The organism is Microbacterium sp. NPDC089696, assembly GCF_044749125.1.
Lineage (GTDB): Bacteria > Actinomycetota > Actinomycetes > Actinomycetales > Microbacteriaceae > Microbacterium.
Genome location: NZ_JBIVHF010000001.1, coordinates 1027063 through 1047622, shown reverse-complemented (window position 1 = coordinate 1047622; position 20560 = coordinate 1027063). Strand labels below are relative to the sequence as shown.

Genomic DNA, 20560 nt, shown 5'->3' with positions numbered 1-20560 from the left:
CGCGGAGGACCCGTCTCAGACCGGAAGGAGCTCCGCTCGGCGCAGGGCGCGCAGGAGCACGCGTGGCGGATGCGGCCGGTCCAGGAGCGACGGACGCACGATCGCCGCGATGCCGGCCACCGTCGCGCGCAGGTCGGCTCCGTCACGACGCAGCAGTCCGATCGTGGCGAGCGCGTCGATGCGGGGCCGTTGCCGGGCGGCGCTGAACGGTCGACGGGCCCGCGTCGCCTCGATGACGGCCGTCTCGGTCAGCGGATCGCCGTCGCGCAGCTCGTTCTCGACGACGAGCGCGAGGATCGCCCGCTGACGAGCGCAGAGGTCGACCCCGCGGCGATCTCCCCGCACGAGTTCCTCGTCGATGCTGAGGTCGAGCACGGCACGGCGTCGCAGGCGAGCGTCGTCGTCCGCTGTCCGCCCCGGCCGGTCGTCGCCCTGCGTGCTGATCGTCGTCATACCTGAGAGACGCGAGCGGCCCCGCTTCATTACGCGACGCGCCGAATCGGCTTCAGGTCGCCCGGGCCACCCGCTCGCGGATCAGGAAGCCGAAGCCGAACGCGATGAAGAACATGAGCACGCCGTAGACCGCAGCGGGGAGGCTCAATTCGACGGAGCCGAGCACCGACTGGGCGATCACGATCGCGAGGGTCGCGTTGTGGATGCCGATCTCGAACGAGGTCGCGATCGACTGGCGGCGCCCGACGCGCAGCAGCCGCGGCACCAGGAAGCCGATCGCGAGACTGATCAGGCAGAAGAGCACCGTGATGAGCGCGAGCCTCGTGAAGTTCTCGACGAGCAGCGCCCAGTTCGAGGCGACGGCTCCGGCGATCACGACCACGAGGATGACGACCGAGGCGATGCGCACCGGCCGGTCCATCCCCGCGGCGAACCGCGGCCAGAGGCGGCGGATGAGCATGCCCAGCGCGACGGGCAGCAGCACGATCGCGAACACCTCGAGAGCCTTCGACCACTGGAGTCCGAGCTGGTCGTCGAAGGGCTGGAAGTACGCGATCGCGAGATTCGTGATGATCGGGAGGGTGACCACCGCGATCACCGAGTTCACGGCCGTGAGGGAGATGTTGAGAGCGATGTCGCCGCGGAACAGGTGGCTGTACAGATTGGCGGTGGTCCCGCCCGGGGAGGCGGCGAGCATCATCATGCCGACCGCGAGCACGGGTGGCAGCTGGAAGAGCAGCACGAGTCCGAAGCAGAGAGCCGGCAGCAGAACGAGCTGGCAGAGCAGGGCGATGATCACCGCCTTCGGCTGCTTGAGCACCCGGGCGAAGTCGGCGAGGGTGAGGCTGAGCCCGAGGCCCAGCATGATGATGCCCAGGGCGACGGGCAGTCCGATGGTGGTCAACGCTGATCCCATGGCACTCAGTGTGGCGGATGCGGGTCCTCGGTGTCACGCATCAGCGAGAGCGGTCCGCCGATCACGGGGTGATGACGACGGGCGCGTCGTCATCCAGTCCGTCCCACAACTCCACCCGACTCCACGCGATCGGCGCATCCGCGAAGATCGGCTCGATGATCTCCCACATGCGCTCGGGGTCCTCGCCGATGAAGTACAGCTGATACTCCCCCCGACCGATCGCGTTGCCGTCGATCCAACCGGCACCCGCCTCCTGGAGAGCCGCGTCTGCGGCGAGCTCGGTCTGCAGCATGTCGTCCATGAGCCCGAGGTCGAACTCCTCATCGCGGCCGCGGAACAGCACGAGAACGGTCCCGTCGGCGGCCTCGCCCTCCAGCGCGGCCGCGTCGTCGGTCGCCGGCCCGAGCTCGACCGGATAGTGCTCCGCGACCTCCTGCGTCGGGATCGACGCCGCCACGCAGCCGCTCGTGAGGATCACGACGCCGATCACGAGGGCGGCGAGACGCAGTGGGCGCAGGATCATGCTCGCATGCTACCGATACTTCGGACGCGTCGCGGTGCGCGTCAGTCGGCGGCGCGCTGCATGGCCTGATCGGCCTCGGAGACGATGTCGTGCATGGCTGCGGCGGCTGCCTCCGCGTCTCCGCTCGCGACGGCGAAGGCGACGTCGCGGTGCCACTGCACGGCGCTCTGGTTCGCGACGTGCGGCATGAGATCGTGGCGCGTGCGTCCGCGGAGCACAGCCTCGACGGTGTCGCCGAGCGCGACGAGCATGGAGTTGCCCGAGGCCTCGAGCAGCAGGCGGTGGAAGTTCACGTCCGCCGCGAGATAGCGCTCGTGATCGGCGTCGTGATCCTCCTGCCCCATCTCGACGACGAGCGCCACGAGGTCGACCTTCTGCGCCGCGGTCGCGTGCGCGGCGGCGAGCCGCGCGGCCAGCGGTTCTATCGCCGACCGCAGCTGACTGAGCTCCCGGAGCTGCTCGTCGCGGCCGGGACCGTCGAGCCTCCACGCGATGACCTCGGGTGCGTACACGTTCCACTCCGCGCGCGGCCGCACCTCCACCCCCGACTTGCGCCGCACCCAGACGAGACCGAACGACTCGAGCACGCGCACGGCCTCGCGCGCGGCGGAGCGTGAGACACCGCGCTGCTCCGCGATCTCGACCGTCAGCATCCGCGCGCCCGGCGCATGCACGCCGTCGACGATCGCACGGCCGAGCTCGTCCACGAGGGAGTCGTGCACGGGGCTGCCGATACGGGGAGCGCTCATAGGTCGAGTATGCCCCGCCGGACCTCGTCACGCCGAGCCTGATCAATAGGACATCTCAGATATGTTGCGCATGTCGTAGCACTCATGCTTATTATGTACGACATAAGGCCGTTTCATCGCCCGGATCAAGGAAGCTCATGGCATCGCTCATCCCGACCACCAGCACGCTCGCGGCAGCCGCAGCCGAGACAGCTGCCCCCACCCAGCCCGCAGCCCAGCTCATCGCCGCCGCCGTCATCGGCATCGCGATCATCATCGTGCTCATCACGTGGGTCAAACTGCACCCCTTCCTCTCGCTCACCGTGGGTGCGCTCGCGACCGGCGCGATCGCCGGCATGGACATCGCCGCCTCGGTCACGAGCTTCTCGACCGGCTTCGGCTCGACCATGGGCGGCGTCGGCATCCTCATCGCGCTCGGCGCGATCTACGGCAAGCTCCTCGCCGACTCCGGGGGCGCCGACCGCATCGTCGACACGCTCGTGTCACGCGCCAGCGCCCGCTCGCTTCCCTGGGTCATGGGCCTCATCGGCGCCGTCATCGGCCTGCCCATGTTCTTCGAGGTCGGCCTCGTGCTGCTCGTGCCGGTGATCATCCTCGTCGCGCGCCGCTCGGGTCAGTCGCTCATGCGCATCGCGATCCCCACGCTCGCCGGCCTCTCGGCCATGCACGGTCTCGTGCCGCCGCACCCCGGTCCCCTCGCGGCGATCGACGCCCTCGGCGCCAACCTCGGCCTCACGCTCGCGTTCGGCGTGATCGTCGCGATCCCCGCCGTCATCATCTCCGGACCGCTGTTCGCCCGGTTCGCGGCCCGCTGGGTCGACGTCCCCGTTCCCGACCTGTTCGTCACCGCGGAGGACTCGGGCGAGGAGTCGAAACGCCGCCCCTCGTTCGGCGCCACGCTCTTCAGCATCCTGCTGCCCGTGTTCCTCATGCTCGCGAAGGCGATCGCTGACATCGGCGCCGCCGGATCCGACGCTCCGTGGAAGGTCGCCCTCGACTTCCTCGGAACGCCTGTGATCGCGCTCCTGATCGCCGTGATCGCCGGCTTCTTCATCCTCGGACGCGGCGCCGGGTTCGACCGTCAGCGTGTCAACGACATCGTCGGGTCGTCCCTCGGCCCGATCGCCGGCATCCTGCTCATCGTCGGCGCGGGCGGCGGTTTCAAGCAGGTGCTCGTCGACACCGGCATCGGCGGTGTGATCGCCGAGTTCGTGTCGGGCTCCTCCGTGTCGGTGCTCGTCCTCGCGTGGCTCGTCGCGGTCATGATCCGCATCGCCACGGGCTCGGCGACCGTCGCGACCATCACGGCCGCCGGCATCCTGCAGCCCCTCACCGAGACGCTGGACTCCCCCATGGTCGCTCTGCTGGTGCTCGCGATCGGGTCGGGATCGGTGTTCCTGTCGCACGTCAACGACGCCGGGTTCTGGCTCATCAAGGAGTACTTCGGCCTCAGCATCCCGCAGACGCTCAAGTCGTGGACCGTGCTGGAGTGCCTCATCTCGGTCACGGGCCTCGGCGGGGTCCTCGTCCTGAGCATCTTCGTCTGAGCCCGCGATGATGACTTCACAGGCACCCGTGCTCGTGTTCATGGGCGTGGCGGGGACCGGCAAGTCCACGGTCGCAGCGATGCTCGCCGGCCGCCTCGGCTGGACGTTCGAGGAGGGCGACGACCTGCACCCCGAAGCGAACGTCGCGAAGATGGCGTCTGGCCACCCGCTCGACGACGACGACCGCTGGCCGTGGTTGGATCGCATCGCCGAGTGGATCGACGAGCGGATCGCCGCCGGCGAGCCGGGCATCATCACCTGCTCGGCCCTGAAGCGCAGCTACCGTGACGTCCTCCGCCGCGACGCCGTCACGTTCGTGCACTTCACGGGCGACCGCGAACTCATCCTCGAGCGGATGATGCGCCGCCAGGGCCACTTCATGCCCACGGCGCTGCTCGACTCGCAGTTCGCCACCCTGCAGCCGTTGGATGCCGACGAGAAGGCGATCGAGGTCGGCATCGACGCGACTCCGCAGGAGCAGACGGCGGAGATCGCCACCCGGCTGCGCCTGCACGCCGACTACTGAGTCCTCTGCACGCGAGAAGGGCGGGACCGTGACCCGGTCCCGCCCTTCTCGTCGCTGAACGCTCAGCCGTTGAAGGCGTCCTTGACGTTCTCGCCGGCCTTCTTGACGCTGGCCTTGGCCTGGTCAGCCTTGCCCTCGGCCTCGAGCTTCTCGTTGTCGGTCACCTTGCCGACGGTCTCCTTCGCCTTGCCGGCGATGTCCTGAGCGGCGTTCTTGATCTTGTCGTCGAGTCCCATGATGATTCCCTTCGTTGTGGTGATTCCTGACGGCGAGATGGTCTCTCGCCGTCTTATCGCCGGGCTGTGAGCCGCCGACGATAAGACTGTGAGTGTCGGCCGTGCGCGATCACGACAGACGGCGCTGGTCGTGAGCGAGCCGTGCGCGGAGACTGGTGTGCAGGGAGACGTATGTCGACGTCTCCCGTCCTGTGAGCGTGGCGAGGTTGGTCAGCAGCCGGTCGACGAGGTCGACGAGCTCGCGCGGATCGGTGTTCTGCCGTGGCGTGACCGCGACGTGCAGCACCGGCTCCCGTCCGATGTCGTCGGCCGTGACGCTGGTCGACAGGATCTCGTCGCGCGATGCGAGCGAGTTCTTGACGGCATCCGATACGAACGACTCCGTCACGGTGACGCGGCCGAGCGGGTTCTGCGACCCGGAGGAGCGGAAGGCGGTCCTCGAGCGACGGCCGGCCACGCTCGTGAGCGCGAGGACGAGCAGCACGATCATGACCACGATGGCGGCGACGGCCCCGATCGCGACCCACGAGGCGCTGCTGCCTGCGATGGTGGTCGCGGCGATCGCCTGATCGAGCCAGGACTCGGAGTGCTTTCCGGCATCGGTCCAGATCTCGGTCGCGGTGGGCCAGCTCATGATCGCGATGCCCGCGGCACCCAGCGCGAGGAAGAGGAACCCGATGATGAGCAGCAGGACGCGGTTGAGGGCGCGGTTCGTGTGGTTCACAGCTCGTCATCCTCCGGGGTCGGGCGTTCGATGCGCACGCGGGTACGGACGCTGCGGGTGAGGCGGTAGGTCCCGAGCTCGGTCTCGGCCGCGGTCTGCACCGCCGCCTTGTCGACCGGGACGCCGACGCCGGGTCGCACGGTGACATCGACGCTGCGGTGGCCGACCCCGACCGTGATCTCGTCGCGGCCGAGTCCCGTCTCCGCGGCGAGGTGCTGCGCGAGGGCGCTGGCGATCACACCGTTGTCGACGACCACGGCGCGCTCGCCCGCGTCGAGGGTGTGTCGGGACAGCCTGCCCGGGGTCACTGCCAGCCAGACGAAGACCAGGCCGATGACCGCGAGCACGACGCTCCCGGCGATCACGAGTCCCGCGGGCTGAGCCGTCGGGAGGCCGACAAGCCACCCGGCCGCCGCGGCCGGGCCGAGCAGGAGCGCGGGCTGCGCGAGGAGGCTCAGCACGATCTCGAGACCGATGTAGGCCAGTGCGAGGATGAGGAGGAGGACCGCGACGAACATCGCGACGGTGCGCGGTGAGTGGGTCTCGCGTCGGATGACGCGACGGAGTGCCGGGGTGGTCATCGCACTCGCCTCCGTTCGGGGATGGTCGCGCCCGTGATGGTCAGCGCGATACGGCTGACCTCGCGCCCCAGGATGCCGGTGAGGCGTTGCTGCAGCTGTTCCTGCAGCTCCCTGGCGCGGTCGAGGACGGGCGTGGTCTGGGAGATCGCGACGGTGTCGTCGAGATCCGGGATGGGGAGCGGGGTGGAGATGCGGAGGGAGACGCCCGCACCCCGCTCGACGACGTCGGCCTTCACGTCACTGAGGGAGACGCCGATCAGCGACGCGGACGCCTGCTCCACGACGGTTCGGTAGACGCGTTCCCGGACGGTGACACGGCCGCGAGGCGCCTCCCCGCCGGCGGCGGGCACGGACGGTCCGCCGCCGGCGATGACGTTCTGGTCGACGTTCATCAGGAGGTTCGCCGCCCCGTGAAGACGTCGGCGAGGCTGCGGACGTCGAGCTTGCCGGATGCGATGCGCCCCACAAGGGCTCCGATCCCCGCCAGCACGGCCACGAGGAGGAATCCCCAGAAGCCGAACGCCAGTGCGGCGAGCGCCAGGAGGGCGCCGATCAGGGCGCCGGTGGTGGTGGGGGTCATGAGACGCGCGACTCCTCGTGGTCGGAGCTGTCGTCACCGGGGACGTGCACGTCGTTGACCTCGACGTTGACCTCGACGACCTCAAGGCCGACGAGGCGCGTGATCGCCCCCGCGACAGCGGCGCGGACGTTGTTCGCGACCTCCTGGATGGGGGCCGGGTACTCCACCACGATGGTGATGTCGGCGGCGGCCTGTGTCTCGCCGACCTCGACCTTCACGCCCTGTGCGAGGTCGGTCGCGTTGATCACGTCGCGGATCGCGCCGAAGGCCCGCGCTCCACCTCCACCGAGCGCGAACACGCCGGGGATCTCGCGGGCCGCGATCCCGGCCACCTTGGCGACGACGCCGTCGGCGATCGTCGTGGTGCCTGCGGCATTCACGTCCGACGGGACTCGCGACGTCGAGAACGACGACGAGCGGTCGACGCGCCCCGCGGGCTTCGCCGCCGCGGCGGTGTCGGCCGCCTCCTTCTCGGCGGGGCTGGTGCTGTTCTTCTGATCCTGCGTTGCCATGACGAGTCCTATCTGTATCGACGACCGGCCGATCCCTCAGGGGTGTCGCCGGGAGCGATCGTGTCGCTCATGGATAGGACGGAAGCCGTGGGCGATTCGTCACAAAGAAGTCGTGCGAGATCTCGCAGGGACCTCATGGGCGTCGTCGCCGGCGCCGTCGTCCGGTTCGACTTTCGCGGGCTTCTCCGGCCGGATCTCGCTGACCACCACCCCGCTGACGATCAGGCCCGCACCGACGACGATCCCGACCGTGAACGGGTCGCCGGCCGCGGCGCCCACGATGCCGCCCCAGACGGGCTCCCCGGCGTAGATCACGGTGGCCTTGGTCGGAGAGACCGTGCGCTGCGCCCAGTTCATCGTCAGTTGGATGACGCAACTCGCGATCCCCAGCCCGACCGCGGGGAGCAGCCACCACCACGAGAACGCCGGGACGGCCTCTCCCGTCACCGGCATCATCAGCAGCGAGAGGCCGCCGCCGACGAGGAGCTGGACGACGGTGACGCGTCCGACGTCGATCTTCCGGGCGAACGCGCCGATGAGGATGATCTCGCCGGCGATCGCGATCGTGCTCAGCAGGGTGAGGACCTCTCCCTCTCCGAGCCCGAAGCGCAGGGCGTCAGGACCTGCGAGCACGAGGAGCCCGACGAAGGCCAGGGCGACACCCACGAGGACCATCCGGCGGGGAGCGCGACGCAGGAAGACCCACTGCAGGAGCGGCACCAGGGGGACGTAGAGAGCGGTGATGAAGGCCGACGTGCTGCTGTTGATGCTCTGCAGCCCCGCGGTCTGCAGGCCGTAGCCGAGGAAGATGGTGACCCCGATCGCCGAGCCGGCCCCGATCTCCGCCCAGCTCAGCGCCCGAAGCCGACGCCAGAAGATCAGCACGCTGAGGAGGCCGGCGACGACGAACCGGACGCCGACGAAGAACAGTGGCCCGCTGTGCGACATCGCGAGGTGGACGATGAGGAACGTCGCACCCCAGAGGGCTGTGACGGCGATGAGAGCGAGTTCCGCGCGGGCGAGGCGGACGCGCGCGACGGCGCGCAGAGGGTGCAGCATTCTGCACATGCTAATGTGCAGAATCATGCACATGCAACCCGAGGTTGGTGACCGATCGGACGTGCTCGCGCATGTCGGGAGGAATCTCCGCCGCCTCCGCCGAGAGCTCGGCCTCAGCCAGGTCGACCTTGCGGAGCGGGCGGGAATGAGCCGCAGGTCGGTCGTCAGCATCGAGGCCGGCGAGGCGAACCCCGGCCTGACATCACTCGACCACCTCGCCGCCGCCCTGGGCACCACCTTCGTGCGACTGGTGTCCGCCACCGACGACGCCACGGAATCCCCCGACGTCGTCGCCTGGCGCGGCGCGGCACCCGAAAGCCACGCCGTCGTGCACGCCTCGGTCCCCGCCCGCGAACGCGCCGAGCTCTGGACGTGGACCCTCGGCCCCGGCGACCGATACGACGCACAGCCCGACGCCCCCGGATGGCACGAGATGCTGCTCGTGACCGCCGGACGCCTGCGACTCGAACTCGCCGACGGCACTCTCGAACTCGCCAGCGGAGAGCACACGACCTTCTCCAGCGCGCAGCACTACTCCTACGTCAACGCGGATGCCGGGACCACGGCGTTCACCCGGATCGTCGTGCACTGAACGCCGGACGCCCTTCACGCACTCCCGAGTCGGACGATGCGTGGGGCGCTGCCGTTCGCGCGCGAGAGGTCCGCGTGATCCGCAATGCGCAACCCCCTTCGGTCGAGGTACGCAGCGGCCTATCGTGCTTCCATGGTGGACACGGACGCGCGGGTGCATATCGAGATCGATGGTCGAGACTTCGTCCTCGGGGATGATCGGGATCTCGCCGAGGTGATGGCGCATATCGAAGCGGCGGCAGCGTCCCCTCCCGCGTTCGTCCATCTGTCGACCGGGGATCAGATGGTGGCTGTGCTCATTCACTCGCACTCGAGGGTCGTCATCACGACCGGCGATGCCTCCCCGGGCACAGCGACCCCCGAGGTGTGGGCCAACCTGCCCGACTGGGGGCTCTGACGTCCTGCAACTACGCGGCGGACGCCCCTTCGGGGAGTTCGAGAACCTCGTCCACGAGCTGAATGCCGCCGGTCGAGTTCGCCGACTGCATGAGCTCTTCGACCCACTTCATGTTCAGCTCTGGCTGCTCCGGCTCGTCGAACGTGAACCGAAGGGGGATCGAGGGATGGATCCAGATCGTGGAGCGGCCGCGGGGGTCGCCCTCCGGATGGGTCCACGACAGGGTGAAGCTCTCGTTGCGGCGGAGTTTGGTCGCGATGACGACTTTGAGGTGGGCGAGCGCTCTGTCATCGATGCGGACGGGGTCGCCTGAGATCCCGTAGTGGAGAGTCGCCATGGGGCAACAGTAGCCGCATTCTGGACGATGTCTAACTAAGTGAGATTGTTCGCGTGCAGCGGGTGCTCGGATGTCGCTGTCGTCGATGGCTCGCTCGGCTAGGCGATGATGCTTGGGGTCGCGGGTGATCCGACGTACCATTCAGGGACGCACTCGGCCGGACCCGTTCAGGCCGAGTGCGACGACGGTCGATTCAGCCGGGTAGGGGGATCCGCGAGCGTCTCTGGGGTGGGACGTTTCCAAGCTGCTCGTCCGGAAAAGTGATCCGGCCCCCCGCTCTGGGGATGGAGGGGCCGGATCACTACTGCGTGGGATCGTTTCGAGGTTCAGTCTGGGGAACTGTCATCTCTGAGGGACCCTGACCTCACCCGACGGGGGATCGGGCTGATTGAGCGCAACATTACTAGGCTGGCTAGAGAAGAGGAAGGGCGGCCTTCCTTGGCCTATCGCGTCGCATCGACCGGGGAAGGCCTCCGCCCAGCCACGGGAATCGGGCGCAGCCGACTAGCTCAGGACCAGCTCGCCGCGAGCGTTCAGTTGCTCCATCATGCTCTCGACCCGCTTCGGATCCACTCGGGGCGGAGGTTCGGCGTCGAACTCGATGACGAGGGGGATGCTCGGATGAATCCACGCGGACAGGCGTCCTCCGCCCGAACTGCCGGGGAGCCAGGTCATCATGAAGCTCTCATGCCGTCGGAGCTTCGTGGCCATGAGGATCTTCAGATGCGCGAGCGTGTCATCGTCGATCGTGATCGCCGGTCGCGAACTGTTGTACTCGAGGGTGCCCACGTCAGAGTCCAGGGTCGAAGTTCGTGACGACATAGGTGCCGGTGTCCTCGTCATCGTGATCAGCCGCGCGGGGATACAGCCGGTGCGCTCGCATCTGGGCCGCTTCTTCGGAGAAGTCCGGATCCGTCCCCTCGGATGCTTGCGGACCGACGAGGATATCGTTCCCCACGCCGGCGAGAAGATCGGCGCAGTCCTTCTCACCATCCACCAGAACGGGGATCTGCAGCGCTTCGGTCTCCCCCTCCCTCGCGATGGCCGCCGCAAGTTGCACGAGCGCATCGGCGACATCGTCCGTGGTGACCAGCTGCTGACCTGCATAGGAGACGAGCTTCATACCACTAGCGTGCCAGTCCAGCAGACACAGACTTCAGGGGTTGATATCCCATCCGAGGTGCGATAGTCAACGCCCCAGGCAGCCTTTCGTGAATGCGGCATGCTGGTGAGACGCTTAGTGCGCCCACGCAGCAATCCCCCGCATTGCCGCCATCTCGGTGTCGTGGCCACGGAAGGACACCACTTGGGGCGACTCAGTTACGAAGGCAGCCAGAAGGTCGAGATCGAAGACCGCGCCCTCACACACCTGCAGATCGTCATCACGGCGAAACTCCGCCGAGGAGAGCCCTTCGCGCTTTCGTGGAAGGACGACATCAGCACGGGCGGCGGACGCAGCACTGTGTGGGTCAACCCGCACAGTGCACTCGTGTTCAAGTACCACGGCGGTCGGCAGCCGACCATCAACCGCGCATGGATCGACGCGCTCACGCAGACCGCGAACGCACCCTCCGGGCTCTACCTCGTCCCCGAGCCAGCGGCGCCCCGAGGAGACACGCAGGGCGACGTCGGCGACTGACGAATACCTGACTGCGATGCAGGAAGACGCGAACGGCGGGTCATGAGCGCTTGCCGGCGTCGGGTCCGTGCTCGGCCTCGAACGCACGCAGTTTCCGGCGGGCACTCACCAACGAGAAGGCGCCCATCACCACGACGATCGCGAACAGTCCCGCCAACACCCAGAAGATCACGTCGCCACCGTCGAAGAGACCTCGCGCCAGCCACCAGGCTGCATTGGCCCCGAACACGACGGTCATGACGATCGAGTAGTTCCTCGCGCGCTCGAGCGTCATGCGCTGCTGAATCAGCGATGGCTCTCGCTCGGGCAGGGACTCGGTCATGCGCACAGCCTAGCGACGGTTATCGGCGCTGACTTCCGCGAGGTATCCCCGCTGCATGCACACCGGCTGCAGCTCGATCTGAGGACAGTCGTGAATACGAAAAGCCCCCGACCGGCGAGAAGAACGCCTGGTCAGGGGCTAAATCGAAGTGGTGGCGAGTGAGGGATTCGAACCCCCGAATGCAGTGCAGTCTGATATGCCGTGCCGTCTACTGGGGGCTACTCCCGCCTACTCTTCCGCGTGATTCCCGCAGTGAGTAGCGTCCATTAGCTTCCGTTAGCTCGGGAAAACATCCACTAAGTGTCCACAATCGCTCGTCTAGAAGAACTGTGGGGCCATGAGGCGAGATGCGGCGACGATGGCCGCGATGGCTCCGATCACGATCGCGACGGCAGCGATGAGGTACACAGCCCAGGTTCCCCGCTTCTGCGTCACTGCAGCGATGCCGAAGACCACTGCGCCGGCGGCCGTCGCGATAGCGACGCCCGAGAATACTCGCTCAGCGACGAGGATCACGACCAGCGTCGCGACCGCCCATGCGAGAGCGTGAACGTGGAGCTCGGTTTTCGTGTCGCTCATGCGCCGATCGTATCTCTATCGAGCGTGGCGCTCGGGAAGAGCCTCAATGTACTCGTCGAGATCGGACCTCTTGAACTTGATCCGCTTGCCCTCACCGTACGCCGTCAAGTGACCTTGGTTCTTCAGTAGGTCGAGCTCGCGCACGGACATGCTCAGGTAGTAGGCGGCCAGCTCCCGAGTCATCAGCGCGGGAGCGAACTCGATTCGCATGTTCTCCATGCTCAGATGATCGCACCCTGTTTGCCGAGCGACCGTTCGGAGGCTCGAAGCGCGGCATGCTCTCGCACGAGCCGTGCGGTCACCGGGTGCGCGGCGATGCCTTCCGCGGAGCGTGCCGCTCGGTGGAGGAGCTGATAGAACCGCGCCTCGCCGAAGCCGAACCGGCGCCGGATCGCCTGCGTCTTGGACGGTGTGTGGCTCGGCCACTGGGACTGGAACGCGAGGATCTCTTCGGGCGACATGCTCCCGATCCTGCTCCGAACCACCGACAGTCGAAGGCGTATGATCGACGTCTCGGCCGGAGGAAGGACACGGCCATGCCCCCAAGAGGTCTCTCTGCCGAGGTGATGCTGAGCATCGAACTCGACGCGATCTGCTCCCGCAACCGGTACACGTCTGACCCCGCGCCCGTGATCGCCGAGCTCGCCGCGGCCGCCAGCACGCGGACAGACATTCTCGCGGAGTCGGTGGGCACATGGGTGGGCTTCTTCGGCGGCGACGAGTATGTGGGCGTGCTCGCCGCGGCGCTGCGCGAGGTGCCCGGCGTCGAGCGATGGATCACCGTCGGGGAACATCGTCGCTCGATACCGCACCATCGCACGCCGGCACCGAAGCCCGGGCACGGCATGTAGCAGGAACGACAGAATCCCCCTCCCCCGCCCGGAGGCGAGAGAGGGGGATTCAGGGTCAGAGCGAGCGTTGCACCGTCAGCGTGGCGTAGCCCTCGCGAGGGAATGTCAAGGGCGTGCCGCTCCCTCGAGTTACTCGGAGCACGACACGGTAGGTACCCACAGCCAGTTCACCGGTGAGGGTGTGCGCGACGAGCCCGTTGGTCGCGTCGACCATTTCCGTTTCGAGCGGAATCGGCACCCGTGTGCCCCGAAGCTCGGCCACGAGCGCCACCTGTGCGCCGGTGAGATCCGCGTTCGCGCGCCACTGGATGGTCTCGCGATCTCCTGCCTTGACGACGTTCATGCGTCCTCCAACGTTCGGACCGCGATCAGCGGTGTGAGGGTTCTCGCCGGAGTCGGCACCGGCTCGAGCGTGCGGATCTCCGGGAACGGTGCCACTTCATCCCCGACGTTGCCCTGACCAGACACCGTGAGCGCCGGCAGGGTGAGCACTCCGACGCCGATACTCCCGGGAGGCGACACGACGCCGCTCCCCTCGGCGCGCAGTGCGGGCAAGGTGAGGGCCGCCGCGCCGGCGTACGCCGGCGGCGAGCTTGTGCCGCTCCCGCCGGCGGTAAGAGCGGGGAGGAGCAAGCTACCGTTCCCGATCACGCCGGGTGCGGGGTCGACGACAGTGCCGATGCCGACGGCAGTCAGCGCGGGGAGAGTCAGCGCACCCGTGGCGACGAAGACCGGTGGGACACCCTCGCCGAGCCCGACCGCCTGCAGGGCGGGCAGCGTCAGCTCGCCAGTGCCCGTGTACTCAGGGGCAGCGCTTGAGCCGCCCCCTACCGCGGTGAGCGCCGGGAGCGTGAGCGCACCGATGCCGTTCGACACGGGGCGCGACGTCTCCCCAACGCCAGATGCGGTGAGGGCGGGGAACACGAGCGACCCGGACCCGGTCACGCCAGGAGGCGTCGAGGTGCCGGTGCCCGAGGCGGTGAGCGCGGGGAGCGTGAGTGCGGAGGTAGACCAGGAGACGGGCGTGACGACGGCGACACCGGAGACCTGGACCATGTCAGCGCCCTTGGCCATCGCGGTGTCATACGCGGTCTGGGTAGGGGTGATGTGCCCCCACACCTTCTTGCCCTGCGCGGCCGCGAGTTCGACGATGTTCCCGAGCCCGGTCCACGCGGTCGTGGCCGTGTAGTCCATGCCGAGGTAGTCCCAGAACGGGGTCTGGGCGGCGAGGTTGCCGTTGTCGTAGTCGCCCTGGTACCAGTACCCGGCGGTCGCGAAGCCCTCGGCCTTCGCCGCCGTCGCGAACGATGTCAGTCCGCCCGACCACTTCATGATCACCCGTGACGGGTCGACCGCGGCCTTCACCATGGCGAAGAACTCGGCCTGGTTCCCGTCGATGCTGTTCTTCGGGTCGATGACGAGCACGTGCGTGTTCCCGTACCCGGCGGCGATGAAGTCCGACCAGCGCATGAACGGCGCCGTGCCCTTGCCGGGCACGCTCATCTGGTACTGGTTGACCTGCGCCCACGTCATCGTGCGGACGTCCTGCGTGAGAGCCGGGTTCCCAGTGATCCCCGCGAGGGTGACGTCGTGCAGCGCGAACCACACACCATCCGAGGTGCGCTGCAGGGAGATCTCGAGCACACCGTACCCGCGCGCGGCGGCCGCGGCGTACGCGGCGAGCGAGTGCTCGATGTAGGACGCGGAGCCGCCGCGGTGCGCCCAAGTTGCGCCCTTGCAGGCGCGCATCTCGGCGACGGAGTTGAAGCCTCGGGGCACGACGACGTCGGCCTTGCCGCGGATGATCCACAGTGCGCTCTTCGGATCGGTCGGCGACCCGCCGGTCGACCAGGTGTTGGTGAGCGCGGCGAGTGCGGTGCTGTCGGCGAGGCGCTTCGAGAAGAGGGCCATGCCGGTGCGGGAGCCGGTCGTGGTGGAGTTCGGGGTGACGGGTGCCGGCGAGGAGCCGCCGGCGGTCTGAGCGACGAACTCCTGGACCCACCCGTTCCCGGGCGGGGTCGTCGGCACGACGGAGACGCCGGCGGTGAACTCGCCGGTGAACAGTGCGAGGGCGAGCGCAGGGAGGCCGCCTGCGGTCGTGGCGGGCAGGGACGCGTCGGCGTCGTAGCCGACTCCCCCGTCGTTGAGGTGGGCGAGGTCGGCGCCGCGGATGACGCGCATCTTCCCGATAATCCGTGACGTCGACGTGGAGAGGCCACTGAACGTGTACGACGTCGCCGTCTCCGCAGCGACCGAGGGGATCGGCTTGTAGAACATGCCCTGCGAGCGGTCATTCGGGACCGTGCCGAGGCCACCGCGCGCCCACCCGGACGGGAGGACGATCTCGCCGTTTCGGACCGCCTGCGAGCGGATCGGGACCGCGAGCACGTCGCCATCCTGCAGGCCGGTCGGCTTCGGGAAGGTGATGCTCGCGGCCTGCTCAGCGACCGGGGCGGGGTCGATCGTCGCGACGATGAACGGGTTGTCTGCCACAATCGACCCCTCTCGGTCAGCCTGCGGGCATCGTCACCGTGAGCGAGGTCACGTTGATCGCCCCGCCCTCGATGATGTTGACGTTGCTGAGCTGCAGGTCGCCGCCCGCGCCGGACGCGGAGACCGCGCAGTCGAGCACCGTGGCCCCGGACGAGTCGACGATCCGCGCCCACCCGGCGGTCCCGGACGCGTCCGCGGACGTGTCGCCGGTGATCGGCGCTGCGGTCGCGACGCCGGCGGCCGCGTTACCGAACGCCGGATCGGTCATCGTCAGCGTGCCGAGCAACGTGCCCGTCGCCGCGGAGTTCGCGGACGCGGGCTGCTGTCCGGTGTAGACCTTGATCGTGCCGGCGCCGGTCCCGGCGTCGATCGCGTCGACGATCGCATCGGCCGCGATCGAGCGTGTGGCGCTGGGGAGGCGAACGACCACAGGTCAGCCCTCCCCGTTCTCGTCATCGCGGACCCAGGTGACGTCGACCGTATCGACCTTCTCGGGCGAGGAGGTCGGGGACGGGTCGTTCGGCAGAGTCGCGAGCACGAGGCGAAGCAGAGACGTGAGCGCGGCGATCGCGGCGGCCTGGATGACCGTCGACCATGCGACGTCGGCGAGCAGCGTCGCACCGATGAAGCCGGCGGCGAGTGCCTGGGCGAACGTCTTGACCGTGCGCTCGACGGCAGCGAGCCACCACGGCAGATCGACGCCTTCGGTCTCGGGGAGGCCGGCGAGCGACGTCGCGACGGACGCGAGGAAGCCGAGCGCCGCCGCGGATGCGGCGGTGAGCCAGGCGATGTCGGCGATGAGCGCGCCGCCGACGTACGGGAGCGCGATCGCGACGGCGGTGTAGAGGCCACGCAGTGCGGCAGCCTTCCACCAGGCGAGGTCGGTGAGCTTGGTCATGGTGTGGGTTCTCCTTCGGATGGATTGGTGGTGGGTTCCGGGGTGGGCGCGACCCGGCAGGGTCCGGGAAGGTCGCGGGTGGTGGCGTCGGTCATCGTGAAGCGCCATGTGCCGTCGTCGAGACACTCGATCGTGGCGATGCCGAGTCCGGTCGGTCCCGGTACTGTCGAGTCCTTGCCGGGCTGGCCGTCGTTGCCGGTGTCGCCCTTGTCGCCCTTCTCTGGCGCCGGGGCCACGCATAGTCCGACGACGAAGCACTGCTGAACGGCGGCGACGAGCTGGTCGACGGTTGGAGGAGGTGCATCCTTGCCGTCTTTGCCGTTGACGACCGTCGGACTCGTGGCCTCCGGTACGGGTTCGACGACAGGCTCCTCGCCGAGCTCGAGGACCTGCTCGCGCAGCGCCTCGATCGCCTCTCCGCGCTCGGCGGCTTCGGCGTCTCGTCGTTCGTCGGCAGCGGTCGCGGCGGCTTCCGCCTGCGCGGCGCGGTCCGCCTGCTGGAACGCGACGACACCGAGCACGATGACCCCGACGATTGCGACCGTGTTCACGAGGCCGAGGAGCATGGCGATGCCGATCTTGCGGCGCTTCGACTCAGTCATAGATCCCCTCCGGCCAGTCCTCGGGCGGCGGGTCGTCTCCGCGCTCGATATGAGACCGAAGCCGCGATGCGTAGCTGATGAGCCGGAGCTTCTGCTGCTCGGTCGCGGCGAGGCGCTTCTCCGCGGCAGTGCGCTCGGCGTCCTGCCGCTGGATCATCTGCCATCGGCGTGTGAGGAGCACGCCGGCCCACACGCCGGAGACGCCGATCAGCGCCGCGATGACCGTGACTAGCGGGCCGACCCACCATTCCATCGCCCCTCCTCATCCCGCGGATGCCCATGACGGATCACGCGGCCACGAACAGGTAGGCGTCGCTGTCGAGACAGGTGACCTTGACGGACGCGCGATTGGTTGCCACGGCGTCGAGCCGAACCAGCACCATCCCGCCGGCCTCGACACCACGCTTGAACTCGAAGTTCGCGCGCACCTTCCCGTCCCGGTCGAGCGTGAGTCGCTCGGTGTAGTGGGCGCTCGACTTGATCGGCTTGTCGTTGACGTTCTGCCAGAGCAGCATGACCTCGACGACGTCGCCGGGCGTTCCTTCGGCGTAGACGTGCACGGTGATCGAGTACGGCCCGATGCCGCCGACGATGTTCGTCGCGTTGTGTGGCGGTGCCTTCGGGGTCGTGTTGAGGTGGAAGTTCGCACCTGGTGCGAGCTGGCGGCCGCCGTTGCGGGCGGTGTGATCCTGGCGGCTGTACGACAGCACTTTGAGCTCCTTCGGCTTGGGTGAGACGGGGGCAGGCGTTGTACCTTCCCCGGCAGATGTCGCGTTGCGGTCCGCCATGTACTGGCGGGGGTTGATCGCAGATCCGCCACCGGGGCGGGTCTCGAAGTGGCAGTGCTTCCCGGTCGAGTTGCCGGTCGAGCCCATGAGCGCGACGATGTCGCCTTGCCGGACCGTCTGCCGGGTCCGCACCCACAGCTCGCGGTTGTGCAGCATCCGGTAGGTGTCGCCCTTGGTGAACGCGTTCGGTCCGTTCGAGCGGATACGCACTTCAAGCCCTGCGCCGCCGTTGTAACCGGCGAACGTCACGACGCCATCGGTGGGGGCGATGATCCGGTCGAAGTTCACGATGTCGATGCCCTCGTGCGGCTGCACGATCCCGGTGACCGGGTTCTTCCGGGCCGGGTTGTACTCGCTCGTGACGGTCGGGATGGTGGCCGACCCGTCAGGCCAGAGGACGGCGGGCATCAGCGGCTCCCCGGATCGAGGACGACGACGTTGCCGTCGCGGTCGAGGGATACCAAGTCGGCGCTGTCCTCTTCGTCGTGCGGGTAGAACGTGCGCAGCATGGGCGGTTCCATGCCTGCCGCGCGCAGCTCGAGCAGAGCCGCAGTGATCGCGCCGGTGCAGTGCGCGTTGTAGGCGATGTCCTGCTCGTCCGTGGCGTCGCCGGCATTGATACCGATCAGCTCCTCGGGAGCGGGAAGTCGGAGGGCACGCATCATGGCTCCTGTCGTGTGGTGGTGGCCGTGCCGCGCTTCGCGACCGGCGGTGGAATGATCCAGTGCTCGCAGACGCCGCAGAGGACGACCGCGACGGGCTGCTCCTGCCCCTCGGTGTCGGTCCAGGTGTCGGGGATCTCGATCTCGATGCCCTCGTTCTCGCACCCCTCGGTCTCGCAGGCGACGATCATCCCGACCCGCTTCCTGCCGTCATCTGCACGGCGATCCAGTCGAAGTTGGCGGCGACGAGACTCCCACCGGGCATGGTGAATAGCTGCACCTGGAACGAGGTTGTTGTCGGGTCCGCCGCGAGGCGTTCGACCAGCACGTTCGGATGGTTTCCTGGCGTGATGTTGACGCGCGGCGGTTGCGTGAACTTCCCCGCGGGGAGTGTGACGGTCACGGCTCCGGACGCTGACGAGGTACCACGTCCTGCAACCGTCACGTACGGCAACCCCGCCCGGTTTTTCAGCGTGGCGGGTGTGACGGCGCGTACCGTGTCGGTTCCGGCGTCGACCTCGGCCTGGGTGGCGATCTCGATGACGCCGGCGTCCGTGGTGGATGCGACGTCGGACGCGTCGATGACCTTCTCGCCGTCCTGGTAGATGTCGCCGGCGACGTCGAGGGCGCCGCGTTCCCAGATCTTCCCGACGCCTACGTTCTTCCCGTACAGGTCGAGCGTGACGGCGGCCGTGGCGACGGTGGTGTCGGCGACGTAGACGCCGAACTTGTCTGCGACTTCAACGCGAACATCCCAGGAGGTTGTCGTTCCGAAGATGTCGCCCCCGGAAATCACGAAGAACCCGTTGTGGGTAAGTCCGCCGGTGATGACGTTTCGGGGCGTCCACACGCCCGCGCCGTTGGCGCGGGTACGTGCACGGATCGTGATCGCGTTTCGCTCGGTCCCATTGAGGAGCGATGCCACCGAGGCGGCAATGTCGACGCGGAGGTACGCCCCGTCGTCCTGCAGGGCGCCTGCGGCGTTGCATCGCCGCGCCTGGTAGGACGTGACGGTCGGCGGGGTGTACGGCAGCACGTCGAGCGTGCCTGCCCATGCACCTTGCCGGCCGCGCGAGTCTGTGACGCGTGCGGTGACAGGCAGTGCTCCGCTCTGCGTGACGGAGACCTCGCCGCCGGTCTGGACGGTGGAGCCAAGCAGCGTGGCTTCGGCCGCGGCGATGGTCGAGGAGTAGACGCCCTCGCCGGCCACGGTGATCTTGAGTCGCGAGAGACCTGCGACCGGCTTGCCGACGGTAGATGCGACATCGGCGTTCTGATCGGCGTACGTGCAGGAGAGCACCGTAGGTGTCGCGGACGCCGGCGCTCGGAGCACGAAGCCAGTCACCGTGGCACCGATCACCGAGCCGCCGCTCTTTGTGACGGTTCGAACGGTTCCGGCGGCCTGCGCGTTGTTCGGGATCGCGTTGAGCATCGAGAGAGGTGGCGTCCACGGCACGGATGCTCCGACTCCAAGACCGATCGTTCCTGTCGCGGAGCCGAACTCGTAGGTGATGTCGTGCGTGAAGTCTGTGCTCTGACGATTGGTGTGGACGGTGATCCCGTGACCCGCATCGAATGCAGTGATCGCCGGGCCGGCGACCTCGGTGAACGATGCCTTGGAGGCGGTCGCGATGGGAACGGTGAGCGTGGTGATCGTTCCGGTGCCGGCGTCGCCGGTTCCCGTCACGAAGGAAGCTGTGATGTAGGTCGATGATCCGCTGCTGAAGGGCACCGCGTGAGACTCGATCCACTGCGGGCCGATCGCTCCACCGGCGGGAGCGTTGAAGTTCCGGGTTCCGGTCTTCGCGCTCCCGCCGATGTCGAGCTTGTACTGGGCCGCCGCGTTTCTCGACGTTGCACCCCACGACCCGCTGCGGTACCACTCGAGCGTTGCGGCGACCTGCACACCACCAGCAATCGACTGCACCTCGTACGTGAGGCGCATGATGTACGGCCCCGGGCCGGTCATCTCGACTTCGAAGACAGCCATGGGGC

Annotated in this window: 34 protein-coding genes; 6 read left to right on the top strand and 28 right to left on the bottom strand. The window is 68.1% G+C overall.

The features are described 5' to 3' along the window. Nucleotides 1–15: 15 nt before the first annotated feature. The 4 genes from ACIPY8_RS05200 to ACIPY8_RS05185 form a co-directional block, all read right to left on the bottom strand. Nucleotides 16–453 (bottom strand): hypothetical protein, encoded by a 438-nt coding sequence (locus tag ACIPY8_RS05200; RefSeq protein WP_400815712.1) that lies wholly within the window; start codon nucleotides 451–453, stop codon nucleotides 16–18. A gap of 52 nt (nucleotides 454–505) precedes the next feature. Then, the gene (locus ACIPY8_RS05195) at nucleotides 506–1357 is read right to left on the bottom strand and encodes a bile acid:sodium symporter family protein (RefSeq protein WP_400815710.1); all 852 of its coding nucleotides are present in this window, start codon (nucleotides 1355–1357) and stop codon (nucleotides 506–508) included. A gap of 73 nt (nucleotides 1358–1430) precedes the next feature. Continuing rightward, complete coding sequence (locus ACIPY8_RS05190; RefSeq protein ID WP_400815708.1) at nucleotides 1431–1892, bottom strand: hypothetical protein; 462 nt, start codon at nucleotides 1890–1892, stop codon at nucleotides 1431–1433. A 41-nt stretch (nucleotides 1893–1933) separates the two neighbouring features. Then, nucleotides 1934–2641 (bottom strand): FadR/GntR family transcriptional regulator, encoded by a 708-nt coding sequence (locus tag ACIPY8_RS05185; RefSeq protein ID WP_400815706.1) that lies wholly within the window; start codon nucleotides 2639–2641, stop codon nucleotides 1934–1936. A gap of 137 nt (nucleotides 2642–2778) precedes the next feature. Between ACIPY8_RS05185 and ACIPY8_RS05180 the strand changes: the two genes are divergently transcribed. Next, nucleotides 2779–4188, top strand: coding sequence for a GntP family permease (locus ACIPY8_RS05180; protein WP_400815704.1), 1410 nt, complete (start codon nucleotides 2779–2781; stop codon nucleotides 4186–4188). A gap of 7 nt (nucleotides 4189–4195) precedes the next feature. Next, nucleotides 4196–4714 carry a gluconokinase gene (locus tag ACIPY8_RS05175; RefSeq protein WP_400815702.1) on the top strand — a complete coding sequence of 173 codons (519 nt, stop codon included), beginning with the start codon at nucleotides 4196–4198 and terminating at the stop codon, nucleotides 4712–4714. Between the two features lie 62 nt (nucleotides 4715–4776). Here the strand turns inward: ACIPY8_RS05175 and ACIPY8_RS05170 are convergent, their stop codons facing one another. From ACIPY8_RS05170 to ACIPY8_RS05140, 7 genes are all read right to left on the bottom strand, one after another. Then, on the bottom strand, nucleotides 4777–4950 hold the full coding sequence (locus ACIPY8_RS05170) for a CsbD family protein (RefSeq protein WP_400815700.1): 174 nt from the start codon (nucleotides 4948–4950) through the stop codon (nucleotides 4777–4779). A 109-nt stretch (nucleotides 4951–5059) separates the two neighbouring features. Then, nucleotides 5060–5674, bottom strand: coding sequence for a hypothetical protein (locus tag ACIPY8_RS05165; RefSeq protein ID WP_400815697.1), 615 nt, complete (start codon nucleotides 5672–5674; stop codon nucleotides 5060–5062). Next, on the bottom strand, nucleotides 5671–6255 hold the full coding sequence (locus tag ACIPY8_RS05160) for a DUF6286 domain-containing protein (protein WP_400815696.1): 585 nt from the start codon (nucleotides 6253–6255) through the stop codon (nucleotides 5671–5673). Before ACIPY8_RS05160 ends, ACIPY8_RS05165 begins: the two co-directional genes overlap by 4 nt. Further along, on the bottom strand, nucleotides 6252–6647 hold the full coding sequence (locus ACIPY8_RS05155; RefSeq protein WP_400815695.1) for a hypothetical protein: 396 nt from the start codon (nucleotides 6645–6647) through the stop codon (nucleotides 6252–6254). Before ACIPY8_RS05155 ends, ACIPY8_RS05160 begins: the two co-directional genes overlap by 4 nt. Next, entirely contained in the window at nucleotides 6647–6835 is a 189-nt protein-coding gene (locus ACIPY8_RS05150) for a DUF2273 domain-containing protein (protein WP_400815693.1), read from the bottom strand. Before ACIPY8_RS05150 ends, ACIPY8_RS05155 begins: the two co-directional genes overlap by 1 nt. Then, nucleotides 6832–7347: an Asp23/Gls24 family envelope stress response protein gene (locus tag ACIPY8_RS05145; protein ID WP_400815690.1), complete on the bottom strand. Its 516-nt coding sequence runs from the start codon at nucleotides 7345–7347 to the stop codon at nucleotides 6832–6834. The genes ACIPY8_RS05150 and ACIPY8_RS05145 overlap by 4 nt, the downstream gene beginning before the upstream one ends. Before the next feature lie 99 nt (nucleotides 7348–7446). Then, nucleotides 7447–8406, bottom strand: a complete 960-nt coding sequence (locus tag ACIPY8_RS05140; RefSeq protein WP_400815687.1) for a DMT family transporter — start codon at nucleotides 8404–8406, stop codon at nucleotides 7447–7449. Here ACIPY8_RS05140 and ACIPY8_RS05135 point away from each other — a divergent pair. Both ACIPY8_RS05135 and ACIPY8_RS05130 read left to right on the top strand, forming a co-directional pair. After that, a complete protein-coding gene (locus ACIPY8_RS05135; RefSeq protein WP_400815685.1) occupies nucleotides 8309–8998 on the top strand; it encodes a helix-turn-helix domain-containing protein in 690 nt (229 codons plus the stop codon). The two genes, ACIPY8_RS05140 and ACIPY8_RS05135, sit on opposite strands and share 98 nt — an antisense overlap. A 132-nt stretch (nucleotides 8999–9130) precedes the next feature. Further along, entirely contained in the window at nucleotides 9131–9394 is a 264-nt protein-coding gene (locus ACIPY8_RS05130) for a hypothetical protein (RefSeq protein WP_400815683.1), read from the top strand. A 10-nt stretch (nucleotides 9395–9404) separates the two neighbouring features. On the opposite strand, the gene ACIPY8_RS05125 is transcribed toward ACIPY8_RS05130, so the two are convergent. From ACIPY8_RS05125 to ACIPY8_RS05115, 3 genes are all read right to left on the bottom strand, one after another. Continuing rightward, the gene (locus ACIPY8_RS05125; protein ID WP_400815681.1) at nucleotides 9405–9731 is read right to left on the bottom strand and encodes a hypothetical protein; all 327 of its coding nucleotides are present in this window, start codon (nucleotides 9729–9731) and stop codon (nucleotides 9405–9407) included. A gap of 504 nt (nucleotides 9732–10235) precedes the next feature. After that, nucleotides 10236–10520: a hypothetical protein gene (locus tag ACIPY8_RS05120; RefSeq protein ID WP_400815679.1), complete on the bottom strand. Its 285-nt coding sequence runs from the start codon at nucleotides 10518–10520 to the stop codon at nucleotides 10236–10238. A gap of 1 nt (nucleotide 10521) precedes the next feature. Beyond that, entirely contained in the window at nucleotides 10522–10854 is a 333-nt protein-coding gene (locus ACIPY8_RS05115; RefSeq protein ID WP_400815677.1) for a hypothetical protein, read from the bottom strand. Between the two features lie 183 nt (nucleotides 10855–11037). On the opposite strand from ACIPY8_RS05115, the gene ACIPY8_RS05110 reads away from it, so the two are divergent. After that, complete coding sequence (locus tag ACIPY8_RS05110) at nucleotides 11038–11370, top strand: ATP-dependent DNA ligase (RefSeq protein ID WP_400815674.1); 333 nt, start codon at nucleotides 11038–11040, stop codon at nucleotides 11368–11370. A gap of 40 nt (nucleotides 11371–11410) precedes the next feature. Here the strand turns inward: ACIPY8_RS05110 and ACIPY8_RS05105 are convergent, their stop codons facing one another. The 4 genes from ACIPY8_RS05105 to ACIPY8_RS05090 form a co-directional block, all read right to left on the bottom strand. After that, nucleotides 11411–11692, bottom strand: a complete 282-nt coding sequence (locus ACIPY8_RS05105; RefSeq protein WP_400815672.1) for a hypothetical protein — start codon at nucleotides 11690–11692, stop codon at nucleotides 11411–11413. Nucleotides 11693–12010: 318 nt separating this feature from the next. Then, nucleotides 12011–12271, bottom strand: a complete 261-nt coding sequence (locus tag ACIPY8_RS05100) for a hypothetical protein (RefSeq protein ID WP_400815670.1) — start codon at nucleotides 12269–12271, stop codon at nucleotides 12011–12013. 15 nt (nucleotides 12272–12286) lie between these two features. Continuing rightward, the gene (locus ACIPY8_RS05095; RefSeq protein ID WP_400815667.1) at nucleotides 12287–12490 is read right to left on the bottom strand and encodes a helix-turn-helix domain-containing protein; all 204 of its coding nucleotides are present in this window, start codon (nucleotides 12488–12490) and stop codon (nucleotides 12287–12289) included. A 2-nt stretch (nucleotides 12491–12492) separates the two neighbouring features. Beyond that, entirely contained in the window at nucleotides 12493–12732 is a 240-nt protein-coding gene (locus tag ACIPY8_RS05090; RefSeq protein WP_400815664.1) for a DUF3263 domain-containing protein, read from the bottom strand. Between the two features lie 75 nt (nucleotides 12733–12807). On the opposite strand from ACIPY8_RS05090, the gene ACIPY8_RS05085 reads away from it, so the two are divergent. Next, nucleotides 12808–13122, top strand: coding sequence for a hypothetical protein (locus ACIPY8_RS05085; protein WP_400815662.1), 315 nt, complete (start codon nucleotides 12808–12810; stop codon nucleotides 13120–13122). Between the two features lie 55 nt (nucleotides 13123–13177). Here the strand turns inward: ACIPY8_RS05085 and ACIPY8_RS05080 are convergent, their stop codons facing one another. From ACIPY8_RS05080 to ACIPY8_RS05035, 10 genes are read right to left on the bottom strand one after another with little or no spacing between them, the layout of a single operon-like run. Then, complete coding sequence (locus ACIPY8_RS05080; protein ID WP_400815659.1) at nucleotides 13178–13465, bottom strand: hypothetical protein; 288 nt, start codon at nucleotides 13463–13465, stop codon at nucleotides 13178–13180. Then, nucleotides 13462–15615, bottom strand: a complete 2154-nt coding sequence (locus tag ACIPY8_RS05075) for a glycerophosphodiester phosphodiesterase family protein (protein ID WP_400815657.1) — start codon at nucleotides 15613–15615, stop codon at nucleotides 13462–13464. Before ACIPY8_RS05075 ends, ACIPY8_RS05080 begins: the two co-directional genes overlap by 4 nt. 16 nt (nucleotides 15616–15631) lie before the next feature. After that, a complete protein-coding gene (locus ACIPY8_RS05070) occupies nucleotides 15632–16045 on the bottom strand; it encodes a hypothetical protein (RefSeq protein ID WP_400815655.1) in 414 nt (137 codons plus the stop codon). 3 nt (nucleotides 16046–16048) lie between these two features. Then, nucleotides 16049–16513: a holin gene (locus tag ACIPY8_RS05065; protein ID WP_400815653.1), complete on the bottom strand. Its 465-nt coding sequence runs from the start codon at nucleotides 16511–16513 to the stop codon at nucleotides 16049–16051. Further along, on the bottom strand, nucleotides 16510–17115 hold the full coding sequence (locus ACIPY8_RS05060; RefSeq protein WP_400815651.1) for a hypothetical protein: 606 nt from the start codon (nucleotides 17113–17115) through the stop codon (nucleotides 16510–16512). Before ACIPY8_RS05060 ends, ACIPY8_RS05065 begins: the two co-directional genes overlap by 4 nt. Next, nucleotides 17108–17368, bottom strand: coding sequence for a hypothetical protein (locus tag ACIPY8_RS05055; RefSeq protein WP_400815649.1), 261 nt, complete (start codon nucleotides 17366–17368; stop codon nucleotides 17108–17110). The genes ACIPY8_RS05060 and ACIPY8_RS05055 overlap by 8 nt, the downstream gene beginning before the upstream one ends. 34 nt (nucleotides 17369–17402) lie before the next feature. Then, nucleotides 17403–18311 carry a M23 family metallopeptidase gene (locus tag ACIPY8_RS05050; RefSeq protein WP_400815646.1) on the bottom strand — a complete coding sequence of 303 codons (909 nt, stop codon included), beginning with the start codon at nucleotides 18309–18311 and terminating at the stop codon, nucleotides 17403–17405. Further along, entirely contained in the window at nucleotides 18311–18565 is a 255-nt protein-coding gene (locus tag ACIPY8_RS05045) for a hypothetical protein (protein WP_400815644.1), read from the bottom strand. The genes ACIPY8_RS05050 and ACIPY8_RS05045 overlap by 1 nt, the downstream gene beginning before the upstream one ends. Further along, nucleotides 18565–18756 carry a hypothetical protein gene (locus tag ACIPY8_RS05040; RefSeq protein WP_400815642.1) on the bottom strand — a complete coding sequence of 64 codons (192 nt, stop codon included), beginning with the start codon at nucleotides 18754–18756 and terminating at the stop codon, nucleotides 18565–18567. Before ACIPY8_RS05040 ends, ACIPY8_RS05045 begins: the two co-directional genes overlap by 1 nt. Continuing rightward, entirely contained in the window at nucleotides 18753–20555 is a 1803-nt protein-coding gene (locus ACIPY8_RS05035) for a DUF859 family phage minor structural protein (protein ID WP_400815640.1), read from the bottom strand. The genes ACIPY8_RS05040 and ACIPY8_RS05035 overlap by 4 nt, the downstream gene beginning before the upstream one ends. Between the last annotated feature and the right edge of the window lie 5 nt (nucleotides 20556–20560).